The 15,019-nt window shown below is 68.9% G+C and carries 12 protein-coding genes; all 12 read left to right on the top strand.

All coding sequences use genetic code 11. From position 1 onward, the window contains the following. Positions 1-119 precede the first annotated feature (119 nt). The 12 genes from htpG (at position 120) to KEG38_RS14115 (ending at position 14,972) form a co-directional block, all read left to right on the top strand. Positions 120-2,042: a molecular chaperone HtpG gene (gene htpG / locus KEG38_RS14060; RefSeq protein ID WP_272419940.1), complete on the top strand. Its 1,923-nt coding sequence runs from the start codon at positions 120-122 to the stop codon at positions 2,040-2,042. Positions 2,043-2,108: 66 nt separating this feature from the next. Then, positions 2,109-2,846 (top strand): pyridoxine 5'-phosphate synthase, encoded by a 738-nt coding sequence (locus KEG38_RS14065; protein ID WP_272419941.1) that lies wholly within the window; start codon positions 2,109-2,111, stop codon positions 2,844-2,846. Then, positions 2,843-4,504: an NAD(P)H-hydrate dehydratase gene (locus tag KEG38_RS14070; RefSeq protein ID WP_272419942.1), complete on the top strand. Its 1,662-nt coding sequence runs from the start codon at positions 2,843-2,845 to the stop codon at positions 4,502-4,504. The genes KEG38_RS14065 and KEG38_RS14070 overlap by 4 nt, the downstream gene beginning before the upstream one ends. Before the next feature lie 191 nt (positions 4,505-4,695). Then, the gene (locus KEG38_RS14075; protein ID WP_272419943.1) at positions 4,696-5,280 is read left to right on the top strand and encodes an RNA polymerase sigma factor; all 585 of its coding nucleotides are present in this window, start codon (positions 4,696-4,698) and stop codon (positions 5,278-5,280) included. 53 nt (positions 5,281-5,333) lie between these two features. Continuing rightward, the gene (locus KEG38_RS14080) at positions 5,334-6,518 is read left to right on the top strand and encodes a thiolase family protein (protein WP_272419944.1); all 1,185 of its coding nucleotides are present in this window, start codon (positions 5,334-5,336) and stop codon (positions 6,516-6,518) included. Between the two features lie 4 nt (positions 6,519-6,522). After that, complete coding sequence (locus tag KEG38_RS14085) at positions 6,523-7,380, top strand: MBL fold metallo-hydrolase (RefSeq protein ID WP_272419945.1); 858 nt, start codon at positions 6,523-6,525, stop codon at positions 7,378-7,380. 68 nt (positions 7,381-7,448) lie between these two features. Further along, on the top strand, positions 7,449-8,618 hold the full coding sequence (locus tag KEG38_RS14090) for a putative porin (protein WP_272419946.1): 1,170 nt from the start codon (positions 7,449-7,451) through the stop codon (positions 8,616-8,618). A gap of 16 nt (positions 8,619-8,634) precedes the next feature. Continuing rightward, a complete protein-coding gene (locus KEG38_RS14095; RefSeq protein WP_272419947.1) occupies positions 8,635-10,131 on the top strand; it encodes a purple acid phosphatase family protein in 1,497 nt (498 codons plus the stop codon). Between the two features lie 126 nt (positions 10,132-10,257). Continuing rightward, entirely contained in the window at positions 10,258-11,148 is an 891-nt protein-coding gene (locus KEG38_RS14100) for a hypothetical protein (RefSeq protein WP_272420124.1), read from the top strand. Between the two features lie 64 nt (positions 11,149-11,212). Further along, entirely contained in the window at positions 11,213-12,325 is a 1,113-nt protein-coding gene (dnaJ, locus tag KEG38_RS14105; RefSeq protein WP_272419948.1) for a molecular chaperone DnaJ, read from the top strand. Positions 12,326-12,397: 72 nt separating this feature from the next. After that, on the top strand, positions 12,398-13,228 hold the full coding sequence (locus tag KEG38_RS14110) for a pyruvate, water dikinase regulatory protein (protein WP_136929456.1): 831 nt from the start codon (positions 12,398-12,400) through the stop codon (positions 13,226-13,228). Positions 13,229-13,289: 61 nt separating this feature from the next. Continuing rightward, complete coding sequence (locus KEG38_RS14115; protein WP_272419949.1) at positions 13,290-14,972, top strand: IgGFc-binding protein; 1,683 nt, start codon at positions 13,290-13,292, stop codon at positions 14,970-14,972. Positions 14,973-15,019 lie beyond the last annotated feature (47 nt).

Below are 15,019 nucleotides of genomic sequence, written 5' to 3' on the forward strand. Positions count from 1 at the left end.
GGGGGGTGAATCGTCCGGGCTCTGCCCGGACGCGAGGCGTCCTCCTCGGGAGTGGCGCCTTTTTTTCGTGCGGGGAGGGGGATTGCATTTCCAAAAAGCGGATCCATTTCGTCGTCGCCATGAGCCAAGAAGCCCCCCCGACTCCCGAAGCTCCCCCCGCCGCGTCGCCTGCCGCCGTGGAGATGCCGTTCCAGGCGGAGGTGCAGCAGGTCCTCTCGCTCGTCATCAACTCGCTCTACGCGAACCAGGAGGTCTTCCTGCGCGAGCTCGTCTCGAACGCCTCCGACGCGCTCGACAAGGCCCGCTTCCTCGCCCTCACGCGCAAGGACGTGACCGAGCAGGAAGGTGAGCCCGCGATCACGATCAAGCTCGACGACGAGGCCCGCACCATCGTCATCGAGGACAACGGCATCGGCATGACGCGCGACGAGGTCGTCCAGAACCTCGGCACCATCGCGAAGAGCGGCTCGCTCGAGTTCTTGAAGGCGCACGCCGAGTCTCTCCGCGCGAGCCAGGACAAGGACTCTGCGGTCAAGCTCATCGGTCAGTTCGGCGTGGGTTTCTACGCCGCGTTCATGGTCGCCTCGCGGGTCGACGTGGAGACGCGCTCCATGCTCCCCGGCGCGGAGCCCGTGCTCTGGCGCTCGGGTGGATCGGGCACGTTCACGGTCGCGACGGGCGAGCGCGAGCACCCCGGCACGAAGATCACGCTGCACCTCAAGGAGGACACGCGCGAGTACACGAAGGCCTGGCGGATCAAGGAGATCATCCGCAAGTACTCGGACTTCGTCCACTTCCCGATCTCGGTGAACGGCGAGGTCGCGAACCGCAAGGCGGCGCTCTGGTCCTTGCCGAAGTCGCAGGTGACGGAGGAGCAACACGCCGAGTTCTTCCGGCACGTGACGGGCGGCTACGAGGGCGAAAAGCCGCTCTGGCACCTGCACGTCTCGATCGACGCGCCGGTGCAGTTCCAGGCGCTCCTCTACGTGCCCGAGAAGGCGCCGCCGGACCTCTTCCAGCGGGATCGCCGCGCCATCCGCCTCTACGCGAAGCGCGTGCTCATCGTCGAAGATTGCGACAAGGTCGCGCCGAGCTACCTGCGCTTCCTGCGCGGCGTGGTCGACTCCGAGGATCTTTCGCTCAACGTCTCGCGCGAGATGCTCCAGGAGGACAAGGCCCTGAAGCAGATCGAGACGCAGATCACGAAGCAGGTCTTGAAGGGCTTGAAGGAGCTCTCGGAGAGCGAGCCCGAGCGGTATGCGACGCTCTGGAAGGAGTTCGGCAAGGTCCTCAAGGAGGGCGTGTCGGTCGACTGGAAGAACAAGGACGCGATCGCGGACCTCTGCCGGTTCGGCTCGATGAACACGCCGGAAGCAGAGCTCATCTCGCTCAAGCAGTACGTCGCGGCGATGCCCGAGTCGCAGAAGGAGATCTACTACCTGACGGGCACGAGCCGCCGCTCGCTGGAGAAGAGCCCGCACATCGAGGCCTTCAAGAAGCACGGCTACGACGTCCTCTTCATGACGGAGCCCGTCGACGAGTGGGTCGTGCAAGGCTTGAACGAGTACGACAAGCGCCGCCTGCGCAGCATCTCGCACGGCGACATCGATCTCGGCGACAAGGACGAGAAGGCCGACGAGAAGGCCGGCGAGCAGATCAAGAGCGCGGTCTCCGCCGTGAAGGCCACGCTCGGCGATCGGGTGAAGGACGTGCGCGCCTCGCGTCGCCTCACCGACAGCGCGAGCTGCCTCGTCGCCGCCGAGGGGGATCTCGGCGTCAACATGGAGCGGATCATGCGCATGATGGGCGAGGACGCGCCCCAGGCGAAGCGGATCCTGGAGCTGAACCCCGAGAGTCCCATCGTGAAGAACCTGAGCGCGCTCGCCGAGAAGGATCCGAGCGCGGAGCCCATCAAGCTCTGGTCCGAGCTGCTCTACGAGCAGGCGCTTCTCGCCGAGGGCGTGGTGGTCGACCCGGCCAAGCTCGTGCAGCACATCCAGGACTTGCTCGTGCAAGCGACGAACGCGGCCGTCGCGCGCTAGTTTTTCTCGCGCTCCGTTCGTGCGAGCGCTTCGTCCTGATGCCTGGTTCGTCGTAGAGTGCCGACCATGGCGGTTCGGCTGCACATCAACATCGATCACGTCGCCACCGTGCGAAACGCGCGGGGCACGCGTTACCCCGATCCGGTCTTCGCCGCCGGCCTCTGCGAAGCGGCCGGCGCCGACGGCATCACCGCGCATCTGCGCGAGGATCGGCGTCACATCACCGACGACGACGTCACGCGCCTGCGCGCCTCGGTGAACACGCTTCTCAACCTGGAGATGGCCGTCACCGAGGAGATGATCGGCATCGCGTCGCGAGTTCGTCCCGACGTGATCACGCTCGTCCCCGAGCGGCGCGAGGAGCGCACGACCGAAGGCGGGCTCGACGTGATCGGTCAGCGCGCAGGCATCGAGGCCGCCGTGAAGATGGCCAAGGAGCGCGGGATCAAGGTGAGCCTGTTCATCGGCGCGGACGAGGCCATGGTCGAGGCCTCCGCGGCGCTCGGCGTCGCGCAGATCGAGCTGCACACGGGCGAGTACTGCCACGCCTCCGGAGAGCAAGCCGAGCACGAGCTCGATCGGCTGAAGCGCGCCGCCGCCCGCGGCGCGGCGCTCGGCCTCGAGATCGCCGCGGGTCATGGATTGACCCGGCACAACGTCGGGCCCGTCGTGGCCATCCCCGACCTCGTCGAGGTCAACATCGGCCACTCGGTCATCGCCGACGCCGTCTTCTTCGGGCTCGACCGCGCCGTGCGAGATCTTCGAAGGTCTATCGATCGCGGCGTACGAGGCCGTTCCCGATGATCCCTGTCCTCACGCGCGCGCAGATGCGCGCGTTCGACAAGTACGCGATCGAGACGTGCCACGTGCCCGGCGTCGTGCTCATGGAGAACGCCGGCCGCGGCGCCGCGGACGTCCTCTCCGCGATGATCGAGGCGCGCCGCCGCCCGGACGCGCCGAGCCGCGAGGCCGACGCGATCTCCGCCCGCGCCCGCTCCTTCCCGGTCCGCCACGTCCAGAGCCCCGGCCAGCCCGCCACGTACCCGCTCGAAGCGCGCGTCGTCGTCGTCTGCGGCACCGGCAACAACGGCGGCGATGGGTTCGTCGTGGCGCGCCACCTCTACGCGCGCGGCGCCGAGGTCGAGGTGTATCTCGCCGGCAAGAGCGAGAAGGTCACGGGCGACGCGCGCATCAACCACGACGCCTACATCGACCTCGGCGGCCGCTTCTTCGAGCTGCCCGAGGGAGCGAGCCTCGGCCCGCTGCACACGGCCCTCTCGCGCGCCGACTTCGTCATCGACGCCCTCTTCGGCACCGGCCTCGACAGGCCCATCGCCGGCCATCTCGCCGACGTGATCGCCGTCCTCAACGACGCGGCCGCCCGCTGCGTCGCGCTCGACATCCCCTCGGGCCTCGACGCCGACAGCGGCTCGCCGCTCGGCATCGCCGTGCGCGCCGACGACACCGTCACCTTCGGCCACCTCAAGATCGGCATGCTCACGCCCGAGGGCGCGCGCCTCTCGGGCAACGTGCACGTCGTCGACCTCGGCGTCCCCGACCCGCCGATCCTCGCCCACGTCGGGTTCGTCGCCGAGGTCATCCGCCGCGAGACCGTCGGCTCGTACTTCGCGCCCCGCGAGGCGAGCGTCCACAAACACAAGGCCGGCGACGTCCTCGTCGTCGCGGGCTCGCCCGGCAAGCTCGGCGCCTCGCTCCTCACGGCGCGGGCCGCCATGCGCGCTGGAGCCGGCCTCGTCACGATCGGCACCTGGCCCGAGGCCGCGACGTCACTCGAGTCCCGCGTCGTCGAGGTCATGACCACGCGGATCGACCCGAACCGCATCGGCCCCTCGCTCGACGCCGCGCTCGCCGGCCGCCGCACCGTCGCGATCGGCCCTGGCTTCGGCCTCGGACCGGAGGCGCGCGCGGCCGTGGATCACGTCGTCCTCGGCTGGGACGGCTTCAAGGTCGTCGACGCCGACGCCATCACCCACTTCGCGGGCCGGCCCGAGTCGCTCGCGCAAGCGAAAGGCCGCCTCGTCCTCACGCCGCATCCGGGCGAGCTCGGCCGCCTCCTCGGCCGCAGCGCCACCGCGATCGAGCAGGACCGCTTCGGCGCCGTCCGCGAGGCCGTTCAGCGCACGAACGCCACGGTCATCTTGAAGGGCGCCCGCACGATCATCGCCACGCCCGAGGGCCGCCTCTTCATCTGCATGGCGGGCAACCCCGCCCTCGCCACGGCTGGCTCCGGCGACGTGCTCACCGGCCTCATCGCCGCCTTCGCGTGCAGCATGTCCGCGGACGAAGCCGCCTGCGCGGGTGTCCTCGTCCACGCCCTCGCCGGCGACCTCTGGCGCGCCCGCACCGGCTGCGACCGAGGCCTGTTCGCCGGCGAGATCCCCGACCTCGTCCCGCAGATCCTCGCGGCCCTCGCCCGCGGCGGAGACCCTCTCGCGACCTGAAGGGCGGCCGTACGCCCGAACGATCCCCCGCCTTCCCACGACAGGTTGGCGCCTGGACACGCCCCGGTGTCGATTTGACACGTCCGGCGGACACTCGTCCCTTCCCCCCCTAATCATTCCGAGCACTTAGGGCTGGCCACCCCTGGGCACCTGCCTTGCGAAAGGCGGTGGTCACCAGGAGGTCACATCCCATGCTCGCCCAGGTCCTCGCCACCACGCCCGCCCCCTCGAAGTCTCTCCAGGCCAACTCGATCGAGGAGCTCCGCCGAGGCGTCGCCGCGATGGCCCCCGAGCTCTTCGGCCGCGCGCTTCGTATGTCGCGCTCCAGCGCCCTCGCCGAGGACCTCGTGCAGGACACCGTCGAGCGCGCCCTCCGCTTCGAGAACCAGTATCGCCCCGGCACGAACCTGAAGGCGTGGGTCCATCAGATCCTCTTCAGCGTCTTCATCACGAAGTGTCGCCGCAACCGCCGCGAGCGCCGTGCCCTCGACGTCCTCTATTCCGACCCGAACGCGTGGACGGCCGCGCCCGCGGTCTCCGAGATGACCGCTCTCTCGCCGCCCACGCTCCGCGCGCTCGAGGCCATCCAGCCGGTCTATCGCGAGGCCCTCATCCTCGTGGACCTCCAGGAGATGTCCTACAAGGACGCCGCCGAGAAGCTCGGTGTGCCCGTGGGCACCGTCATGAGCCGCCTCCACCGCGGCAGGCGCTCGCTCGCCAAGGCCCTCGAGGCGGATCGGGACGCGTCGCTTGTGCAGTGCAACATGTTGGAGTAGTTCGCTTCTCCGGGGCGCGCGCTACGTTGCGCCCGAGCCTCCCGGAGGATGCGATGACCTTGCCCGTTCCCGTGTACATCGTCGGCGCCGCTCGCACGCCCATCGGCGCCTTCCTCGGCGCCCTCTCGGCCCTGCCCGCCCCGCGCCTCGGCGCCGCTGCCATCGAGGCCGCGCTCAGCCGCGCGAAGGTCCCGGCCGATCGCGTCGGCGAGGTCTTCATGGGCAACGTCCTCGGCGCCGGCGTCGGCCAGGCCCCCGCGCGCCAGGCCGCCATCTACGCGAACATCCCGAAGAACGTCCCGGCGACGACCGTCGGCAAGGTCTGCGGCTCGGGCATGCAGGCCGTGATCCTCGGCGCCAAGAGCATCGCGCTCGGCGACGCCGAGATCGTGGTCGCCGGCGGCATGGAGTCGATGTCGAACGTGCCGTACTACCTCACGCAGGCGCGTAACGGCTACCGCATGGGGGACAACAAGATCGTCGACGGCATGATCCACGACGGCCTGTGGGATCCCTACGGCAACTTCCACATGGGCAACGCCGGTGAGCTGTGTGCCAAGAAGTACGAGTTCTCTCGCGAGGCCCAGGACGAGTTCGCCAAGGAGAGCTTCCGTCGCGCCCTCGCCGCGCAGAAGGAAGGCCTGTTCGACGCGGAGATCGTGCCCGTCAACGTCCCGCAGAAGAAGGGCGACGCCGTGGTCGTGAAGCTCGACGAGGGCCCGCCCGCCGGCAAGCCCGACAAGATCGGCACGCTCAAGCCCGCGTTCCAGAAGGACGGCACCATCACCGCGGCGAACGCCTCCTCGATCAACGACGGCGCCTCGGCGCTCGTGCTCGCCAGCGAGAAGGCCGTGAAGGAGCTCGGCCTCGAGCCGCTCGCGCGGATCGCCGGCTACGGCGGCGCCGCCCAGGAGCCCGAGTGGTTCACGACGGCGCCCGCGGCCGCCATCGAGAACACGCTCGCCCGGACCAAGCTCACGAAGGAGCAGATCGACGTCTGGGAGATCAACGAGGCCTTCGCCGTGGTCACGCTGGCCGTGAACAAGCTCGTCGGCATCGACAACGCCCGCGTCAACGTGCGCGGCGGCGCCGTCGCGCTCGGCCACCCGATCGGCGCGACGGGCGCGCGCATGCTCACCACGATGATCCACGCGATGAAGGATCGCGGCGACAAACGCGGCCTGGCGACGTTGTGCATCGGCGGTGGCGAGGCGCTCGCCGTCGTCCTCGAGCGGTAGAGACATGGGGCGGCCGTGGCGTGTCACGCTGGGCGTCGAGCGTTTTCCCGCGCTCACGCCCACCTTGCCTCCCGCCACCCACACGAACAGCTACGCGCTGGGCGAGCGGGAGGTTTTGCTCGTCGAGCCGGCAACGCCGTTCGATGACGAGCGGCGTGAATGGCTCGCGTGGGCGCGCTCCCTTTCGAGCCACGGCCGCCACCCCATCGGCATCGTCCTCACCCATCACCACGCGGATCATGTGGGCGGCGCCTCGTTTTTCGCGGACGAGCTCCGCCTGCCGCTGCTCGCGCACCGCGAGACGGCCGCGCGCCTCGCCGGGGAGGTCCGGATCGATCGCTACATCGAGGATGGCGAGCGGATCGTCCTCGCCGGCCCACGCACCATGCCGCTCCGTGTGCTCCACACCCCGGGCCACGCGCCGGGCCACGTCTGCCTCCTCGACGAGGACACGGGGGCCGTGATCGTCGGCGACATGGTCGCGAGCGAGGGTACGATCCTCATCGAGCCCGTGGACGGCGACATGATCGAGTACCTCGCGCAGCTCGATCGCCTCGCGGGTTTGTCCGCTTCGGTCGCGCTGCCCGCGCACGGCGAGCCCATCGACGAGCCGACCACGCTCTTCCGCCGTTACATCACGCATCGCCTTGCGCGTGAGGCCAAGGTCGTCGCGGCGTTCGCCTCGATGCCTCCCGAGGGCGCGAGCCTCGATGCGCTCCTGCCCGTTGCGTACGCCGACACGCCGCCTTTCCTCTGGCCCCTTGCGCGGATGAGCCTCGAAGCGCACCTCGTCAAGCTCGTGCGCGAGGGGCGCGTCCTGCGGACTTCGTCGGGCGATTATCGCCTCGCTCCCGGCTCCTGACGCGCCGTCCCAAACCCGACAGGGGTTCCCCGCCGCGGCGCTTCGGCCTAAGCTCGCCGCGGGGTTTCATGCGCCGCGCCCTTGCCTTCACCGCGATCGTGGTTGCCGCGAGTGCCTCGGCGCGCGTGGCGGAGGCCCAGGTCCGGGTCGCGACGTTCGAAAAACCGGCGGTCGCGCTCGATCTTTATGGGTGGGTCTCGCCGCGCGTGACGATCGCGCCGGTGACTCCGTTCGGGGACCCAGACGTCGACGTCCAGTTCTCCGTACCGCAGGCGCGGTTTGGCGCCGTCGCGACGCTCGGGCGCTGGGCCACGATGCATACGGAGATCGACCTCGCGCCGGTGGCCGGTGCCGTCCCGGCGCCTCCGTGGCTGCTCGACGCGTACGCCGTCGTCACCCCGCATCGCAGCCGCTTCTTCGGCATCGACGTCACGCTCGGCCGGTTTCGCGTGCCGATCAGCCGGCAGAACTTGATCCAGCCCATCGGCCTGCAGACGCCCGAGCTCGCGGGGGCCATCTCGGCGATGATCCCCGGCCGGCAGCTCGGCGGCATGCTCGGCGTCGACTTTCTCGAACGAAAGATTCGCCTGCTCGCGGGCGTCTACAATGGCGGGTGGGGCACTTCGTTTCCGCTCGGGGCCCCGTTCAATCTTACGTTCGAGGTCGACAAACCGTGGCTCCTTTACGCGGGGCGAATCGAGCTCCAGCCGCTCGGCCCGGCGCCGTCGTTCGAGGGAGACCTTCGGCCGACCTCCCAGAGGCGCAAGCCGGTCTTGTCGATCGGCGCGAGCGGGCTCCGCACGAAGGTATCGTATCGATACCAGGAGCCGCCGCAGGGAGGGGGCTCGACGACCCTCGCGGGCGACTCCGAGGGACTCGCGGCAGGCGCCGACGTTGGCTTCTGGTACGCCGGCGCCTCGTTTTATGGGGAGATCCTTTATCGGGTCCAAGACGGGAACCCACCGCCCGGGGCGCAGGGATCGGAGCCTGACGACATTCGCTGGCTCGTGACCTCCGCGCAACTCGGGTATTTTTTGCCGTTCGGGCTCCTCCGCGAGCACGTCGAGCTCGTCGCGCGGGCGCAATATCGTGACATCGACCTGCTTGGCGCGGGGTACGCCATCGGCGGCGGGGTGAACGGCTTTTTCGATCGCGGGCACCGGCTCAAGGCGCAGCTCTTCTACGATGTGGGTTTCGAAGGCGCACGCGTGATGCTCCAGGCAACGGCAGGCTTCTGACGAGGGAGATGGCTTCATGAAGAAAACGATCGCTTCGTATGCATTCGGCCTCGCCGGCCTCGCGAGCCTCGCCGGCCTCGCGCTCCTCGCGCCTGCCTGCGCGGACGAGCCGAACCAGAACCCGCCGCCGCCCGAGCCCAACATCGAGCGCTTCCAGCCCGAGGGCTGCGATTTCGAGATCGCGACCCGCCCCGAATATCTCAATTTCCAGCGCGGCAGCGCCAAGGTGTCGGCCGCGCCCGACATCCGCCGCGTCCGCCTCGGCCTCGGCGGCAACGTCGAGCTCGATGCCCCGGGCCGCGCCGACCCCGCGACCTCCGCGGGCTTCGGCTGGCAGACCGACCCGGAGACCCTCGCCAGCGAGATCCAGTGGGGCACCACGCCCGACCCGTCGACCTGGCCCGCCGCGAATCGCAAGAATGGCGTCACGTGGGTGACCCCGGAAGGCCTCTTCGCCCCGCAAGGCGACGATCGCATGCACGAGGCCTACCTCTGCGGCCTGAGCCCGGCGACGACCTATTATTATCGTGTCGGCGGCGGCCCTGCGGGCAAGGAGGTCTGGAGCGAGGTCCATTCCTTCACGACCACGCCGAAGGATCCCAATGTCGAGGTCGTCCTCGGCGTCTCGGGCGACGCGCGCGGCCAGGACAACCAGGCCTGGCGCCTCATCCAGCGCCGCATGATGAAGGCCGGCGTCACGGCCCAGCTTTTCTCGGGCGACATGATCAATTTCGCCACCGACCAGGGCGAATGGCACAAGTGGCTCGATCTCGCGGCGAAGGACGCCGACGACAGCCTCCTCACGCTCGGCCAGATCCTCACCCTCTCGACGCACGGCAACCACGAGAACCACACGACCCATTTCTACAGCAGCGTGGTCCTCCCCCAGGACACCACGAAATTCCCCGATTACACCGAGCTCTTTTATTCGGTCGACATCGGCCCGGTCCACGTCGTGGTCGTCGACGACTTCTGGATCACGTCTCCGACCGGAAAACCCGAATACGCGCCGATGCTGAAGGCGTGGCTCGAGAAGGACCTCGAGGCGGCGCACGCGAATCGCGCGAACGTGCCGTGGATCGTCGGCATGCACCATCACGCCGAGTTCTCCTCCTCGTCGCACGGCACCGATTCGGACGTGCTGCTCGGGCGGCAGTTCTTCGTGCCGATTTGGGACCAGTACCAGGTCGACCTCATGGTCCTCGGCCACGACCACAACTACGAGCGCACGAAGCCGCTCACCGGCCCGCTCGCCGAGGGCACGCTCGAGCCCGTCGTTCAGGCGCCGCCCGCGAAGGGCACCGTCTACATGGTTTGCGCCGGCGCGGGCGCCGATGCGTATGGCGCCGGAACCAGCGTGTGGACCGACAAGAGCGCGGCCTACGACAGCAAGACCGTCTTCGGCTTCTACTCGTTCCTCAAGGCCAACAAGACCTCGCTGACCATCGAGTCGCACGAGATCCGGCCCGACGAGACCGACCCGATCATCGACACGTACACCCTCACCAAGTGATTCAAGCCGCCCCGGGCGCTCCCACGCGCGCGCCGATGCGCCGCGCGAGCGCTCCCGTTCGCCCTTGCGCTACTGCAACTCGTTTGCTACTTGTTTCGCGTTGCTTTTGCGGAGGTGATTCAAGTGATGCGAATGTGCGGGATCCGTGCGCAGCTCGTCGCCCTCTCGAGCGCGGCCCTCTTCGTCGTCGGCTGCGGCGGCGAGGACGGCGCGACGGCCGAGAAAGGCTCGGCCCAGATCTTCGTCGAGGCCGAAGACACCATCCCGAACGGCCTCGCCGCCGGCATGGGCGAAGAGGACATCCAGGACGGCTGGAGCGTCGACTACGAGCGCTTCCTCATCACGATCGGCAACATCCGCACCTCCCGCTCCGACGCGACCGAGACGCTCACCGCGCCCGACGTCTACGTCCTCGACCTGAAGAAGGTGCCCGCGGGCGGATACGTCGTGGCGACGTTCGAGGACGTGAGCGCGACCCGCTGGGACCGCTTCGGCTTCGACCTGCCGAACGCCAAACCCGGCGCCAAGGGCCTCGGGGACACGGCCGAGGCCGACGTCACGCTGCTCGTCGACAACGGCTATTCCCTCTACATCGAGGGCACGCTCGACAACGGCACCACGCAGAAGACCTTCCGCTGGGGCCTCGCCGCCGGCACTTCGTACGATGACTGCGCCACGGAGGACGAGATCCCCGGCTTCGCGGTCCCGGCCGGCGGCACCGTGCCGGTCAAACCCACGATCCACGGCGATCATTGGTTCTTCAACAACATCACGGCCGGCGCCGAGGTCACGGCGCGCTACGCGCAGTACATCGCCGACGCGGACGCGAACAACGACGGCGAGACCACGCTCGACGAGCTGAAACAGACGAAAGCCGCCGACGTTTTCCCGCCCGACAAGTACAGCCTCGCCGGCGTCCCGATCGAGACCGCATACGACTACGTGCTCGCCCAAGCGCGCACGCTCGGCGACTACCAGGGCGACGGCGAGTGCCCGACGCGCAAAGTTCTCCCCTGAACGCGCGCTCGGCCCAGCCCGAACCCCCTGGGCCCTCGTCCGGATCGGTGCTATTCCGGCCCCCGTGCGCGATCCCTACGATGTGCTCGGCGTCGACCGCTCGGCGACGCAGGACGAGATCAAGAGCGCCTTCCGCAAGCTCGCCGCGCAGCACCATCCGGACAAGAACCCGGGTGACGATGGGGCGCATCAGCGCTTCAAGGAGATCAACGCGGCCTACCAGATCCTCAGTGATCCGCAGAAGCGCGCCGCGTTCGATCGCTTCGGCCCGATGGGCGTCGGCGGCGCCGCGCAGCCGGGCAGCCCCTTCGGCGGCGCGGGCTACGTCGATCTGAACGACCTCAACATCGACGGTCTCTTCGGCGATCTGCTCGGTGCGCTCGGCATCAAGGTCGGCGACCGCGGCAACCTCCAGAAAGAGATCCGCATCAGCTTCGAGGAAGCCGCGTTCGGCTGCACGAAGGAGATCACGTACGAGCGCGTCGAGCCCTGCGGCGACTGCGGCGGTGTCGGCGCGGCGAAGGGCACGCAGACCGAGCGCTGCAGCCTCTGCCTCGGCCGCGGCCGCGTCCGCATGCAGCAGGGCGTCTTCCCGATCGCGATCGAGCGCCCGTGCACGCGCTGCCGCGGCACGGGCCGCATCGTGCTCGATCCGTGCAAGAACTGCCGCGGCGCGGGCGTCATCGCGAAGTCACGCACGATCGAGGTCACGATCCCCGCGGGCATCGAGAACGGCGCCACGCGCCTCGTCGAGCGCGGCGGCAACTGCACGCGCCCCGATCGCGCGCCGGGCGACCTCGAGCTCACGATCCGCGTCGCTCCGCATGAGTTTTTCCGCCGTGTCGGCGACGATGTCGTCTGCTCGCTCCCGATCTCCTTCCCGGTCGCCGCGCTCGGCGGCGAGGTCGAGGTCCCCACGCTCGAAGGCAAGGGCAAGCTGCGCATTCCCGCGGGCACGCAGCCGGGCTCGGTGCTCCGCGTCAAAGGCAAGGGCATCGTGCGCCGCGTCATGGGCGGCCGGGGCGATCAGCTCGTGGAAATCGGGGTCGAAGTGCCGACACGGCTCACGGACGAGCAGAAGGAGCTCATCACCCAGTTCGCGTCGACCCTGGGCGAGGCGCCGCAAGAGCCCGAGCGTGAGACTTTCATGGACAAGTTGAAGAACCTTTTTGGGTAGGCTTGTCGTTCGAGCGGCGTGGCCCAAACGACCACGCCAGCGCTCCTCGATCCGACCGAGACGAAGACGAGAATGAGCAAGCCCATGTCCAAGTTCATCGACGTGCTGAGCGACTCCACGGGGGAGACTGCGGAGAAGGTCGTCCGCGCAGCGCTTCTCCAGTTCCCGCAGGCGGGCGTACAGATTCGCCTGCACACGCGTGTGCGTACGAAGGAAGTCGCGCGTCCGGTGCTCGAGCGCGCCGCGAAGGAGGGCGCGCTGCTCGTGTTCACCGTCGTGAGCCCCGAGCTGCGCGAGTTCATCCACTCGGCGACGGCGGAGCTACGCATCGAGGCGATCGACGTGATCGGCTCGCTCATCGGCAAGCTCGGCACGTTCCTCGATCGCGAGCCGATCAACCTGCCGAGCGCGATGCTGCCGCTCAGCGACGAGTACTTCCGTCGCATCGAGGCCGTCGAGTTCGCCGTGAAGAGCGACGACGGCAAGGAGCCGCGCAACTTCCGCAAGGCCGACATCATCCTCGTCGGCGTCTCGCGCACCTCGAAGACGCCGCTGTCGACGCTGCTCGCGCAGCGCGGCCTCAAGGTCGCGAACCTCCCGCTCGTGCTCGGTGTTCCGCTCCCGCACGAGATCGAGGAGGCGCCGAGCGATCGCATCGTCGGCCTCACGATCGGCCTCGATCAGCTCTGCGAGATCCGCCAGGCGCGCCTGCGCCAGCTCGGCATGCCCCCCGAGACGAATTACGCGATGCGGGAGCATGTCCGCACGGAGCTCGACTTCGCGCACAACATCTTCCGCGCGCATCCCGAGTGGCCCGTCGTCGATGTCACGGGCCGAGCGATCGAGGAGACGGCCGTCATCATCCTGGAGAGCATCCACGAGCGGAACCGCGCCGCCCACTGAAGCGCATCGCGCGCCCGATCGCTCTTGTGCCTGACGTGGCGCGGGGCGGATAATCGGGCGCATGACTTCAGCCGGGCTCAAGCACACAGCTTTCGTTGCATTCGCGTTTCTCCTCGTTCCGGGGATCCTCGCGGTGTCCTGCTCTGCGACATCGGGCCGAAACGAGTTCGGCGACGGAGGCGCCGGAGGCGAAGGAGCGAGCGGCCCGGGTGGGCCCGGCAGCGGCGGCTCGGGTGGCGACGTCTTCGTCGGCCCCGGCGGCTCCGGCGGGGGCGGCGGTGGTGATCCCGGCGTCGATCCCAAGACGTGCGAGGAAGCTGCGGCGGCGCGCACGTACATCGGCTGTGACTTCTGGCCCACGGTCGTCGCGAACAACGTCTGGTCGATCTTCGACTACGCGGTCGTCGTGGCGAACACGGGGGACGAACCTGCTGACGTCACGGTCACGCGTGGCGCCACGACCGTCGCCACCGCGACCGTGGGGGCGAACGACCTCGCGAAGATTTACCTCCCGTGGGTCCCCGAGCTGAAGGGCCCGGACGCCGACGCGTGCGGCAGCGCCACGCCGCTCTCGAACACAGTGCGCGTGCAGAACGGCGCCTACCACCTCGTCACCACGCGCCCCGTCACGGTCTACCAGTTCAACGCGCTCGAGTACGGCCCGCAGGGCGGCCCGCCGGGCAAGGACTGGAGCGCGTGCCCCGGCGCGCAGTGCCTCAACGACTGTTTTTCCTATAGCAACGACGCCTCGCTCCTCCTGCCGAGCACGGCCATGACCGGCAACTACCGCGTCACGGGCATCGGCGGCTGGCCGGCGGCGAACATGGGCTCGTACTTCGCGGTCACGGGCACGCAAGACGGCACGAACGTGCAGGTCAAGCTCTCCGGGGCGGGTGAGATCGTCGCGGGTGGCGGCATCCCGAGCACGGGTCCGAACGGCCTCGCGTCGTTCACGGTGAACCGAGGCGAGGTCGTCGAGGTGGTCTTCGCGCCGGACGCCGACCCCTCCGGCTCGCAAATCTTCGCGACCAAGCCCGTGCAGGTCATCGCGGGCGTCCCGTGCATCAACGTCCCGCTGGAGAGCGGGTACTGCGATCACATCGAGGAGTCCGTCTTCCCGGCCGAGACGCTCGGCAAGCGGTACATCGTGACGGTCCCGACCTCGCCGGGCGGCGGGCCCGTCGGCCACGTCGTCCGCATCTACGGCAACGTCGACGGCACGAAGCTCACGTATGCGGGCGAAATCCCGCCGGGCGCGCCGCTCAGCATCAACGCGGGCCAGGTCTTCGACCTCGGCCAGGTGAACGTCAACTTCGAGATCACGGGCGATCACGAGTTTGCCGTCGGCACGTTCCAGCTCGGCTCCTCGATCATCGACCCGTTCAGCGCCGAGCCGAAGGGCGATCCGGACGCGAGCCTCTCGACGGCGGTGGAGCAGTTCCGCTTGAAGTACGTCTTCCTCGCGCCGAACGATTACGACGAGAGTTACGTCGATGTCGTCCAGCCGGTCGGGGCGAAGCTCGTGCTCGATGGCCAGCCGGTGGCGCAGACGCCGCAGCCGATCAGCTCGGGATACGGCATCGTGCGCCTCCCGCTCGGGTCTGGAAACAACGGCGCGCACGTGCTCACCGCGACGGAGGCTGTGGGCATTCAGGTGATGGGGTACGGCGCGCAGACGAGTTACCAGTATCCGGGTGGCCTGAACCTCGCGACCATCGCCCCGCCCCCGCCCCCGCCCAAGTGATCGTCGGGAAAATCAGTTATTCTCCGACGCACTGTGTCTTCACGCAG

Source organism: Polyangium jinanense (assembly GCF_028435265.1).
In the GTDB taxonomy this organism is placed as follows: domain Bacteria; phylum Myxococcota_A; class Polyangia; order Polyangiales; family Polyangiaceae; genus Polyangium; species Polyangium jinanense.

Bases quoted from the DNA above. Each gene is read 5' to 3' on its own strand.
- htpG (WP_272419940.1), top strand. From the start codon at position 120: ATGAGCCAAGAAGCCCCCCCGACTCCCGAAGCTCCCCCCGCCGCGTCG.
- KEG38_RS14065 (WP_272419941.1), top strand. From the start codon at position 2,109: ATGGCGGTTCGGCTGCACATCAACATCGATCACGTCGCCACCGTGCGA.
- KEG38_RS14070 (WP_272419942.1), top strand. From the start codon at position 2,843: ATGATCCCTGTCCTCACGCGCGCGCAGATGCGCGCGTTCGACAAGTAC.
- KEG38_RS14075 (WP_272419943.1), top strand. From the start codon at position 4,696: ATGCTCGCCCAGGTCCTCGCCACCACGCCCGCCCCCTCGAAGTCTCTC.
- KEG38_RS14080 (WP_272419944.1), top strand. From the start codon at position 5,334: ATGACCTTGCCCGTTCCCGTGTACATCGTCGGCGCCGCTCGCACGCCC.
- KEG38_RS14085 (WP_272419945.1), top strand. From the start codon at position 6,523: ATGGGGCGGCCGTGGCGTGTCACGCTGGGCGTCGAGCGTTTTCCCGCG.
- KEG38_RS14090 (WP_272419946.1), top strand. From the start codon at position 7,449: ATGCGCCGCGCCCTTGCCTTCACCGCGATCGTGGTTGCCGCGAGTGCC.
- KEG38_RS14095 (WP_272419947.1), top strand. From the start codon at position 8,635: ATGAAGAAAACGATCGCTTCGTATGCATTCGGCCTCGCCGGCCTCGCG.
- KEG38_RS14100 (WP_272420124.1), top strand. From the start codon at position 10,258: ATGCGAATGTGCGGGATCCGTGCGCAGCTCGTCGCCCTCTCGAGCGCG.
- KEG38_RS14110 (WP_136929456.1), top strand. From the start codon at position 12,398: ATGAGCAAGCCCATGTCCAAGTTCATCGACGTGCTGAGCGACTCCACG.
- KEG38_RS14115 (WP_272419949.1), top strand. From the start codon at position 13,290: ATGACTTCAGCCGGGCTCAAGCACACAGCTTTCGTTGCATTCGCGTTT.